At 43.6% G+C, this 12,230-nt stretch carries 7 protein-coding genes; 1 reads left to right on the forward strand and 6 read right to left on the reverse strand.

Going from position 1 to position 12,230, the window contains the following annotated elements:
• Positions 1-435: 435 nt before the first annotated feature.
• Genes JWG45_RS06900 through JWG45_RS06920 form a run of 5 tightly spaced genes read right to left on the reverse strand, consistent with a single transcriptional unit; the run spans position 436 to position 9,631 of the window.
• Complete coding sequence (locus JWG45_RS06900) at positions 436-1,311, reverse strand: transglutaminase family protein (RefSeq protein WP_205279031.1); 876 nt, start codon at positions 1,309-1,311, stop codon at positions 436-438.
• Complete coding sequence (locus JWG45_RS06905) at positions 1,304-3,841, reverse strand: circularly permuted type 2 ATP-grasp protein (RefSeq protein WP_205279032.1); 2,538 nt, start codon at positions 3,839-3,841, stop codon at positions 1,304-1,306. The genes JWG45_RS06900 and JWG45_RS06905 overlap by 8 nt, the downstream gene beginning before the upstream one ends.
• Before the next feature lie 30 nt (positions 3,842-3,871).
• Positions 3,872-7,183, reverse strand: coding sequence for a transglutaminase family protein (locus JWG45_RS06910; protein WP_205279033.1), 3,312 nt, complete (start codon positions 7,181-7,183; stop codon positions 3,872-3,874).
• A 40-nt stretch (positions 7,184-7,223) separates the two neighbouring features.
• Entirely contained in the window at positions 7,224-8,165 is a 942-nt protein-coding gene (locus JWG45_RS06915) for an alpha-E domain-containing protein (RefSeq protein WP_205279034.1), read from the reverse strand.
• A gap of 35 nt (positions 8,166-8,200) precedes the next feature.
• Positions 8,201-9,631, reverse strand: coding sequence for a circularly permuted type 2 ATP-grasp protein (locus tag JWG45_RS06920; RefSeq protein ID WP_205279035.1), 1,431 nt, complete (start codon positions 9,629-9,631; stop codon positions 8,201-8,203).
• A gap of 719 nt (positions 9,632-10,350) precedes the next feature.
• Between JWG45_RS06920 and JWG45_RS06925 the strand changes: the two genes are divergently transcribed.
• On the forward strand, positions 10,351-10,668 hold the full coding sequence (locus JWG45_RS06925; protein ID WP_205279036.1) for a hypothetical protein: 318 nt from the start codon (positions 10,351-10,353) through the stop codon (positions 10,666-10,668).
• 57 nt (positions 10,669-10,725) lie between these two features.
• Here JWG45_RS06925 and omp85 read toward each other — a convergent pair whose 3' ends face one another.
• Positions 10,726-12,177, reverse strand: a complete 1,452-nt coding sequence (gene omp85 / locus JWG45_RS06930; protein WP_205279037.1) for an Omp85 family outer membrane protein — start codon at positions 12,175-12,177, stop codon at positions 10,726-10,728.
• Between the last annotated feature and the right edge of the window lie 53 nt (positions 12,178-12,230).

Here is a 12,230-nt window from a genome sequence, read left to right on the forward strand (position 1 = left end):
AAGAAGTTCGTATAAACGCCACGCTTTACAAAAACTCAGCGCAAAACCTGCATCTTCACGAAGTTCGTATAAACGCCACGCTTTACAAAAACTCAGCGCAAAACCTGCATCTTCACGAAGTTCGTATAAACGCCACGATTTACAAAAACCAGCGCAAACCTGCATCTTCATGAACTTCGTATAAACGCCACGCTTTACAAAAACTCAGTGCAAACCTACATCTTCACGAAGTTCGTATAAACGCCACGCTTTACAAAAACTACTTTAACGATGCGGCAATACGAATTTCATCTCTGCAAAGTTAGTTATGAGAGAAAAAAATACTTTCCCTCAGCTTTTTCTCTTTCATTCTATCCGCTATACAACGGAAAAAAAAACATCCTTCCTACGATACGATAACTTTTGATTCCAAGAAGAAAGAAATTCCACGGATTCCTATTCTCGAATTACATCTACTTCGACCTTCAATTTATGTTTTCCCCCGCCGAATAAAATTCCTTTCAGAGGAGAGACATCCGCGAAATCGCGACCGATCGATGTGAAAATATATTCTTCGCTTAGCATTTTTCCGTTTGTTGGATCGTAATCCACCCAACCGATTCCTGGAGAATAGATTGAGAACCAAGCATGGGAGGCATCCGATCCCTGAAGTTTAGTTTGCCCCGGAGGAGGAAAGGTTTCTATATAACCGGAAACGTATCTGCAAGGAATTCCAACGCTTCGTAGAGCCGAGATGGAAAGATGAGTAAAATCTTGACAAACGCCTTTCCTATTTTTCAAAACTTGGGCAGGCGGAGTTTGTATCGTCGTTGCGCCTGCTTTGAATTCAAACGTTTGATAAAATCGAACAGTATAATCCATCACGGCTTGTAAAAGCGGTTTTTCAAAATCCATCATTTCCTTTGCAAAATTAGCAAAGAGGGGATCACGGACCGCAAAAGCCGAATCTGCGATATATTCCAGCGCTTCCAAATCCTCTCTTAAGTGCGAAGAGGCTAAAAGAGTTGGGATTTCGGAAACCCTCGGAGAATGAGTCAGATCTCCGTAGTCAATCGGATGTGTGCTCACCCGACTCTCCGAAACGATCTCCAAGGATTGATGAGAATCCTCAACAGAAAACGAATATACTAAATTTCCAAAATAGTCCTTCCTATAACCGGAGACCGACGGCCCCGGATGAACTCTGAGCTTGAGATCTTTACAATCCTGATGGCGATTGGTTCCAGGACACATATGAGCGAGATTATGACAGTGGGAAACTTCTTCTTGATAGCTGTATCGTGTAACGTGTTTTACTCTATAGTCAGCCATTGTTATAATCCCCAAGCTGAATCTGTTCTTCCACATAACGGAAATATCTCGCACCGATCGAATCGGATAAGGAAGCGATCTGATAGTTGATATCGTTCAGCCAGCGCACGATGCTCAAAGAAGGATTCACGTATTCAAAAAGACGTTTCGCATCCTCTTGGATAAATCGGTTTCTTACCTCCGAAACGATTCTTTCCTCTGCGGTCGCTTCCTCTTTTTCGGAGTGAGGAAGATACGAAATATATTCTCCGAGTTTACGCAATTGATACGCCAAAGATCTCGGGTTCGTCTCGTCAAAAAGGAGAATGTCCAAAACGGACTCGGCTTCGATTCGATAACGATATCTTCTTCTATATGTGATCTTGATATCGTTGATATTCAAAAGAGCTTCGAACATACTCTTGTTATAAAGCGTAGATTGATTCAAAACCGTGGTCACAAGTCGGATCGTGTACGAGGCTCTCTCGATTCTTTTTCCGATGTTCATAAAATACCAGCCGGTTTCCCGGGACATACTTTCGATACCGAGACCCGACATGGACGCAAGTCTGGTAATCAGAAGAATCAGATATTCTAAAATTTCATCGTAAGAGCCATATTTATATGCGTCGTCCGTTTCTATCATCGAAAGAATATATCTGCTGTCCTCCGAAAGTCGATCTCTCACCGACTTGGAGGCTCTAACATAAGCGTTCAAATCTGAGCGGATGCTTCCGTTCTGTTGTTGAGAGAAAACTTGGGAGAACATCTGCGCCCGAGCCCCGTTCAGAGGATCCTCCAAATTGAGTTGTAAAAATCCAGGATAAGTCGCGGTTACGTGTGTCGCGATCTGAAGAAGGAGCTGGACTTGATCTTTCTCATAAGGCTCGTCCATATGAATCATATTCAAGATGACCTCGCGTAACAATCTTGCCTGGTTTTCAGAACGTTCCGCATAACGTCCCATCCAAAACATATTGTCCGCGACCCGACTCGGAATACCCGCGCCGCTACGTCTGATCTGCATCCTTTCCGTCTTTCCGGGAAGCAGAGTTACGTCTTTTTTCTCCTCCGAGGCAAGGATCCAAAGATCCTTCGAAATCGCGCCAGTCTGATTGGTGACCACGAGATCGTTCACATTCTCTGTTACACGCACCAAACCTCCGGACATCGTCATATAACCGTTTTCCGAAAGAGTCGTAAACGCTCTAAAAACCGATCTCCCTTGAATAAAACTTTCTCCGGAAAGAACCGGACAGGTGGAACCGTTTACGATTTCTTGAGCTACGTATTTTTCAGGATGGGCAAAAAGTTTTTTCCAGATCTGTTCTCTTTCACTATTCGGAAGCGAAGAAAGAAAAACCCCCGGTTCCATAGGATCTCGAACCGCACGTTTGAACACGAATCGATCCGGATAATCCAAAACTTCTTGCCTGGATTCCGAATTTCCCATCCAAAGAGTTCTCACGTTAGGCAAAATGAGATCCTCGGATAAATAATATCTGCAAAGAGAGGATAAAAACGGATGGATCGCCCTATTCTCCAGAAATCCTGAACCGATCGGGTTCGCAACGCGGACGTTTCCTTCCCGGATCACATTCAAGATTCCTGGTACACCCAAAAGAGAATCTCCTTTGAGTTCCAGAGGATCCATATACAAATCCACAACTCTTCTAAAGATCACGTCGACTTGTTGCAAACCTTCGACCGTTTTGATAAAGACAAAATTATTTCTTACGGTTAGGTCTTCCGCTTGTGCCAGGGTAAAGCCCAAGTAACCGGCAAGATACGCGTGTTCAAAATAGGTTTCGTTTCCGGCGCCGGGAGTTAATAATACTATGATAGGTTCTCTTTCTTGAACCTTGGATAAGGACTGAAGAGCCTTTCTTAAAGAACGGAAATAAAGCGCGACTCTATGCACTTGAGAATCTCTGTAGATCGAAGGAAAAATTCTGGAAAGAACGATCCGATTCTCCAAAGAATAACCCGAGCCGCTCGGAGCTTGAATCCGATCTCCGATAACGACAAAACTTCCGTTCTCTTGTCTCGCCAGATCCGAGGCCATAAAACAAAGTTCGTTCGAAGTCGAATGACCGAAGCCGTTGCACTGTCTTAAAAAATCGGGGGAACTAAAAAGAATCTCGGGCGGAATTTTTTTATCATAAAGCAATTTGCGCGGCCCGTAGACGTCCTTAAAAAGCGCGTCGAGAAGTTCGGCTCTTTGAACGAGTCCCCTTTCTACCCCTTCCCATTCCTTACTTTCCATAAGAACCGGAAAAAGATCCAAAGACCAGAGACGTTCTACGGCTCCGGGCTCCTCATAGACGTTATACGTCACACCGTTTTCTTGAAGAATTCGAAGCGAATCCCTTTTTCTTCGCATCAACTCCTCTTGAGATAAGGACTCTAGAGAATTGATTAGGAATTCGTATTTGGACCTAAGTTTGCCTTCTCCGTCATACAATTCGTCATAGGTGGATGGATTCGGGTTGTATCCTTCCCGCAGATTCAATCTTGCGTTGGCTGGGTTGACCATAAAATTCTGAACCATTTTTCAAAGTCCGTACATTTTGGCGATTCTTTACGAAGTCTTTTTTTTCCAACCGGGACCTGGAGCCAGACGTAGATCCAAGGTATAAGGAGAATGCGGATGTGCAAGATTCTTCGGGCGACTAGTAACTCCTGCAGTATGTCCTTGATCGGAAAAACGACTGATTCTTCTGCTTTCAGCTTCGAAAGAGTTTACAGGAAAAGTATCGTAAGATCGTCCGCCCGGATGGGAAATAAAATATTTACAACCTCCGATCGATCTTTCGCTCCACGTATCCCAGAGATCAAACACAAGAGGATTTGTGATCGGAAGATTCGGATGAAGGGTAAAAACGGGGGCCCAAGCTTTAAACCGAACGCCGGCGACTGCTTCTCCGTTTTTTCCCGTCGATTTGAGAGGGACCTCGTAGCCGTTGCACGAAAGGATATATCGGCCTTCAGTCCATCCCTCCATTTTGACCTGAATTCTTTCCAAAGCAGCGTCTACGGCTCTCGATGTTCCGAAAGAATTGGCTTCCTCACCTAAAACTTCCCAAGGTTCCAACGCCATTCTAATTTCCATTCTGATCGTATCCTTTTGAATGTGACCATATTCAGGAAATCTAAATTCAAAAAATGGAATAAAGTCTTCTTCATAAAAAGGATAACCATGTTCCTTTAGATCCCTTAGGACGTCCTTAAAATCCTCCCAGACATAGAACGGAAGAAGATATTTGTCGTGGAGTTCCGTACCTCTTCGAATCGGAGCGTGTTTGTAAGGTTTCTCCCAAAAACGACACAACAAGGAAAGAACAAACATTTGCTGTACAACGCTCATCTTATAGTGAGGCGGCATCTCAAATGCGCGAAATTCCACAAGACCCAAACGACCCGTCGAACCCGTCGGAGAATAAAGTTTATCGATCGAAATCTCCGAACGATGTGTGTTCCCCGTGATATCCACGAGAAGATTTCTAAAAAGACGATCGACAAGCCAAGGAGGAACGCTCTCCAAGTTGTCTACTTGCCTACAAGCGACTTCGAATTCGTAAAGGATGTCCTCTCTTCCTTCGTCCATTCGAGGGGACTGCGAAGTAGTTCCGATAAACAAACCCGAGAACAAATAGGAAAGAGAAGGATGGTGTTGCCAATAAGTAGTGAGGCTTCTCAATAGATCGGGTCGTATCAGAAACGGACTTTCTTCCGGCGTCAAGGCTCCTACGGTGATATGATTCCCTCCGCCCGTTCCGGAAGCCCTTCCGTCCACTTGAAATTTTTCCGTACTAAGTTTTGTTTCCAACGCTCTTTCATAAAGAATTTTAGTCTTACTTTCAAGTTCCGCAAACGAAGTAGAAGGATGCAGATTCACTTCGATGACACCGGGGTCCGGGGTGATTCTAAAAAGACCGATCCTTGCATCGCTCGCAGGCTCGTAACCTTCAAGACGTATTTGAAAGCCCGAATCAAGAGTCGCTTGTTCGATGCTGGCGATGAGATCCACCCAAACATCCGAAGAAGGAACCGGAGGTAGGAATACATGAAGAATCCCTTCCCTCACCTCCACAACAAGAGTTGATTGAATCGGTAATTCCTTTTCCGCGAACATCTTAGGAGAAGAATTTGCCCTCTTTCGGATTTTTTCCTCTAACACTTTTCGGGAAGGAAGTTTGTCTTTTTTTTCAATCGAAGTAAATTCCGGAATCTCTCGAAAACGATCACTGATGGAAGAAAACGGGATTCGAAGACCCGCCGGAGAATCACCCGGAATCAAAAAGAGTTTTTCCCTTCTAAAATCCCATACCGAACTCTCCCATTCATTATTAACATAATTATAATATACTGGAATAGCAAAAGCAACTTCCTTTTTGAACCCCTTATCGAGTAGTTTCAACAATCTTTGTCTTTCCAAAGTGTCGAACGCGGTCGCGGGGTTTTTTTTGAGTTCAAACGGAAGATTGGCTTCTTTCCAAAGATAATAAAGATTATCCTCATACAACGGAATCATATACGAAAGATCGATTCCGAGAGTTCTACAGATCGCGCACGCGAGAGTCTCCGAAGCTTTGTGAGCGTCGATCTCTTCCTTTTTCTTTTTTGGAGAATCGGGAGTATCGACCAAAAGAGATTCGTCGTTCCAGAGCGAGGCCCCGTCCTTTCTCCAGAGACAATTCATACTCCAACGAGGAAGAGGTTCTCCGGGATACCATTTTCCCTGAGAGAATTGCAAGAGTGAACCTTCGGTAAAGTCCTTCTTCAAACGAAACATAAGCTCTTTGGAGAGTTTGAACTTCTCTTCTCCAAGAGCCTCGTGATTCCATTCCGCTGCTTCCCTATCTTCGTCGGATATAAACGTCGGCTCTCCTCCGATTGAAATTTTCAAACCGAGGTCTTGGATCCTATGATCGAGAGCCTTTCCTCTCCTGAGAATATCGTTCCATTTGGATTCGGAGTAAGGAAGAGTGACCCGGGGACTTTCCAGAATCCTTTCGACTTCCATTCTAAAACCGAAAGTAGTCTCGGCGGGATCCGCATAACCGAAGATAGGCGCCGCGCTCATGGGCTCCGGTGTGGCGGCTAACGGAATATGACCTTCTCCGGTGAGAAGTCCGGAGGTCGGATCCATTCCGACCCAACCCGCACCGGGAAGGAAAACCTCGGCCCAAGCGTGCAGATCGGTGAAATCTTTTTCCGGTCCCTGTGGACCTTTCAAGGGAGCCTGGTCCGCTTTCAACTGAATGAGATAACCGGAAACAAAACGAGCCGCTAAACCGAAATGCCTCAGAATCTGAACCAGCAAAAAAGAAGAATCCCTGCAAGAGCCCGTTCTTTTTTGAAGAGAATCCTCGCAGGTCTGAACACCCGGTTCCAAACGGATGATATAACCGATGTCAGACGAAATCCTTCGATTGAGTTCGACAATAAAATCGATGATCCTTTTTTTTTCGGTGATCCCGTCCGCTCTCAATGTTCTCAGATAGGATTGCAAGAGTGTTCCATTTTCGGAGGGAGTCGAATAAGGAGCCAATTCTAACTTAAGAATTTCCTCATATTCGAACGGATAATCCTCGGCATAAGCTTCCACAAAGAAGTCGAAGGGATTGATCACCTTCATATCGACTACGAGATCTACGAGGACGCTTAGTTTGTCCGCCTTTTCCGGAAACACAAGCCTCGCCTGAAAATTTCCGAAAGGATCCTGTTGCCAGTTTAAAAATTGTTTCTCCGGTTCCACTTTTAAGGAATAGGAAACGATATTTGTTTTACAATGCGGCGCCGGACGAAGACGAATCACATGCGGTGAAAGCGAAATCTTTTTATCATATTGATAGATCGTTTCGTGAGTAAGAGCAACTCGAATGGACATAGAATGTTTTCCGCCTAAGTTTCGATTCTAAAAAAATCGGTTACAATCGAAAATAACGTTCATCGATACGATCGTGAATCCCGTTGATCTGAAGCTGAAGACGATCCAGATATTCGTGCATTCCCGAACTGAAAATTTCGTCGACCGAAGTATAACTGAGTTCGGATAACAAAACCCCTACCCTTTTTTCGGCTTCGCAGGAATATTCGTCCATGTCGGTTCCGCTCAAAAGTTTCAAACTTTCGAATATTTTCCTTAGGGAAAAACGGACCGCTCTCGGAAACTGCCGATCAAGAATCAAAAACTCAGCTATGTTTTTAGGAGTGATCTTTTGATACATCCGATTGAACATCTCGTGCGCGCTCGTGGATTTTAAAAGAGAAAGCCACTGAAGAAGATCCAAATTCGAACCCACGTCGTGCGAAGGAAGAAGAATAAAATACTTCATATCCAAGATACGCGCGGTTTTATCTGCCCTTTCCAAAAATCTTCCGAGCTGGGCAAAATACCAGACCTCGTCTTGAGAGATCGTCGCTTCTTGACACCCGTAAAACAAAAGACATTGATTTCGGATTGTCTTAAAGAACTCGCCTAACGCGGAAAGATCCGTATCGGAAAAATGTTTTTTCGATTTAAAGTTGAGATAGAATTCGTTGATCACTTCCCACATCGGAGTGGAAATATTTTCACGGATCGTTCTCGCGTTTTCCCTCGCACGCACCAGACAATTGATAATCGAATTCGGATTGTCCGTCTCAAAAGTCATAAAATGAATCACGTTCTCTTTGGAAGCTTCCTCGAACTTTTTTTGAAAGAGTTCGTTGTCGCCCGTAGTAAATACGAGGGGCATCCACTGCCTGTTTACGTCTTCGTTTAGATCCAAGGACAATTGAAAATTCACGTCGATGAAGCGGGAATAATTCTCCGCCCTCTCCATATATCGGTTCATCCAATATACGGACTCAGCTACTCTGCTCAGCATAGCAACCTCTCTCGTTCTGATTTATGTGTATCTTTTTAGCCTTCGCCCATCACCCAGGTGTCTTTTGATCCTCCCCCTTGGGAGGAGTTGACCACAAGAGATCCCTTTCTGAGCGCAACACGAGTCAAACCGCCCGGCATCACATAGATGTCTTCTCCATAGAGAATAAACGGTCTGAGATCCACGTGCCTCCCTTCCAATTTGTCTTCGATCAGAGTGGGAACCCTGGAAAGACTGAGAACCGGCTGCGCGATATAATTTCTCGGATTCCGATCAATAAGATCGCAGAACTCTTCCTGTTCCTTTTTGCTAGAACGAGGACCGATCAACATCCCGTAACCACCGGCTCCGTTGGCCGCCTTTACTACGAGATTTTCTATATTCTCTTTTACGAATATTCTATCTTCCTCATTCGAACAAAGATAAGTCGGAACATTAGGAATGATCGCTTCTTCTCCGAGATAATACTTGATCATCGCAGGAACAAAAGTGTATAAAACCTTATCGTCGGCAACACCCGCTCCCGGAGCGTTTACGATCGCTACATTTCCTTTTTTATACGCTTCGAAAATTCCGGGAACACCCAAAAGAGAATCCTTGTTAAAAACAAGAGGATCCAAAAAAGAGTCGTCAATCCTTCTGTAGATCACGTCCACGATCTTGAGTCCGCGGGTGGTTCTCATATAAACCTTCTCGTCTTTGACTACGAGATCGTTTCCTTCCACGAGAGGAACTCCCATCTTTTGGGCGAGAAAAGAATGTTCGTAGTATGCCGAGTTATAGATTCCCGGAGTCAAAACCGTTATCGAAGGATTGGATTTACCGCTCATATATTCGAGCATTCCCCGGAGGCGGATCGGATAATCATAGGTAGGACGTACGGAGAGACTCGCAAAAAGTTCAGGAAAAGTCTTTTTCATCACTTCACGATTTTCTAATACATAAGAAACTCCGGAAGGACATCTGAGATTGTCTTCGAGAACGTGGACCGTGCCGTCTCCGTTGCGGACCAAGTCGGTTCCCGAAATATGAATCCAAGTTCCTTGAGGCGGATTAATTCCTTTACATTCTTTAAGATAGCCGGGAGAAGAATAGACGTATTCCGCCGGAACGATTCCATCCTTGATGATCTTTTCATCGTGATAGATATCGTTGATAAAAAGATTAAGAGCCCTCGTTCTTTGTTTGAGCCCTTCTTCCAGTTTTCTCCACTCGTGCGCGGTGATGATGCGAGGAATGATATCAAAAGGCATGATCCTTTCTTCCTCTTCTTCGTCCCCATAGACGTTAAAAGTGATTCCAAGAGAAAGAAGGGCTTTTTCCGCGCTCGTCTTTCTTCGAACCAATTCCCGATCGTCCATGGTTTCGATTCTCGATTTTAAAAAATGATAACTTTGGCGAATCCCGCCTTCCGGGGAAAACATCTCATCATAGAAAGATTCTGTCTGGTAATTGGTCAGAAGCATGGTCGTACCCTCAAAAAGAACCTCCCACACAAAGCCCATTTTGCAAGCAGTTTTTAATTTTATTGTTTAATATTTAAAATAAGAAAGCAATATTGATTATTTTTTAATCATTTTGCTAATTTTATGTTCTATTTTTCTTCAAATGCAGCATGTTTTCGGGTCTTCTTTGCTGAAGAAGCAAACCTTAGATTCTTAAGAAATGAAATTATCTTACGAAACTTCTATTTATAAAAAGAGATATGAAGATAGAAAGAGTGTTTGGAACAAATTTTTAAGAACCCACTTTTTTCGTTCCGTATCCGAAATTCGCGAAAATAAAAAAACAAAACGCGTAAAAGAGAAGAATGTTCGAGATTAGAAATTTCTTTCTGGAAATGGCATCCTTTCAACGTTACCTGATCACGCTTCCATCAGAACGGAACAGCGACTTTCAAAGCAGCGTGTTCAACGATTTCATTTCTTTTCCTTAAACATTTTCTCAAATTATATCGTATTTACTGTGGATTGACTTCAAAGCCCGGCTTGACGGACCTGTTACAAAAATTTTCCCAGAACCAAAAGTGTTTTTTAAAACAAGCATTCTCGTGATTTAAAATAGAATCGAAAAGGCCGTCAGTTTCCGATTCAAATCCGACTGGCAAATTGCAGTCGAACAAAAAATCCCGCGCGTAGGCTCTTTGAACCGACTAGGGAAAACTCGCCTCGGTTCTATCTTTTCCTTGGAATTAGAGGATAACGGAAATACAAACAATGGCTCGGAGATCTTTACAGGGCTCACTCTCTATGTGTTTCCAAGCACAGCGAGTGATCATTTCAAATTAACGCTGAATGTTTTGGATAGTAACGAGGCAAAAATAGGAACGGTTATCAAAGAAGAAAAAGTCGTTCTTTGGCAGCAACTCTTTCCGATCTTCGCACTTCCTTTTTACTACTTTCCCTCAGTCGTAAAACAGACTCAGGATGATTTGATCACATCCGTTTTTGCTGAGGCTTATCATCAAGGTTATTTTTTCAAAAATAAAGCTAAGAAAAAGTAGTTTTACATTCATGATCGACATCCACTTCTAAAAGTCAATGTTGATCATGAGAATATTCTAAAATGCGTGATTAAAATCCAAAAACATCTGTGTGTCTTCCTTTGATTTTGCAAAATCGAGGAGAATCACGGTGGCCTGGTTCCAGATAATTCTCAAACCCGTTCCCCAGGAATACTTGTAACCCGTCAAGCTCAGGTTTTTTTCCGAATTCCAAACCCTTCCAACGTCGAAAAAAGGAACTAAACTCATCGTAAAAAGTTGGTCTCCGATTTTAAAAGTTGTAAACCTCCATCGAAGTTCCACACTCCCAAAACCGACTACGGGCGCGACAAATCGATCCTGTCGATAGCCCCTCATCGTTTGAAGCCCTCCGATCCCCGTCATCGGGCCGTCCAAACTCCAAAGATAACGGACTTCGGAAAACGGAGCCCCCGAAGATGTGTAGCCTAACGCGCCTCTGGCTGCGAACACCAATTCTTCGAATAAGCTCGGAAACAGTTTATGAAAATACTTAGTTTGAAAAAAAAGTTTATTATAATCAAAGTCGGATCCCGTTCTTTTGGATACGTTTGCTATATTGAATTCTACTAATATACCTCGATCCGGATCCGGTTCGAAATCCCGGGTATCATACGCGATCCCAGCCCTTAGATAGACGATCTCGCCGCCGTTGTATCCTTTGATCCTTCCCGCGTGATAGTCTTCCGTGAGTTTCGATTCTCCGTTGGGAACCGAGGTTTCCCAGACATTCCCCGCGAGATATGGATCCTTGGACGGATTCCATTTTCCATCGGAATGACCGATGATGTTTTTAGAGATCTCGTTCGCTACAACCCATTTGAATGCTTTCCAGAAAGTAAAATCGATGCTGTTAAAAAAAGTTGTCGAATTGAATAGATATTGATTGTATCCCTGATCACTTATACTCGGTGTAATCTCTGAACCCGCCCTCGCCGGACGGATAAACGATTGGGAAGCTTCATAATCGTCGAAGTTTGCATTGCCCACCAGACTCATTCCCGGTTGATTTCGGGGTCGATAGGAAAGAGTATGCAAAGAGGATTCTCCGATTCCAAAGTATTGAGAATTGGGATTATAATCAAATCCGAGACTGCTCTTCCATCGGAAAGCGGTATTGGCGATATAAGGAGAATCGAACTGTATAAAATGATTCTTCACCCCTTGGTTCGTTTGGAAAAGTTGAATCGTGAGTTTTCTTCGATAGGGCTCGTATTCGTAATACGGTTCGTCTTTTTTTCCGTTAAAAAAGATGCTGGCTCGGATTCCTCCTCCTTGCCCGCGGACGGGATCCGAACTGAAAAGAGGAAGCGCCGTTACATACATCCCTTCCTTCTTTTCCGCGAGTTCTCCCGGATCGAGCCGTTTACTCTCATCCAAAGGGATTCTTGCGCTCGGCAGATTTTGTAACCCTTCCGCAAAGAGAGAATTGGTGTTTCCAAATATTACAAGAATCCAAGTAAAAAGAAAAATTCTAAATTTATAAAACATGGGCTCGGATTCTTTTACACCAAATGGGGAAAAGAATTTTGTTTGTATAGGTT

Origin of the sequence: Leptospira ainlahdjerensis (genome assembly GCF_016919175.1) — a bacterium.
GTDB classification, from domain to species: domain Bacteria; phylum Spirochaetota; class Leptospiria; order Leptospirales; family Leptospiraceae; genus Leptospira; species Leptospira ainlahdjerensis.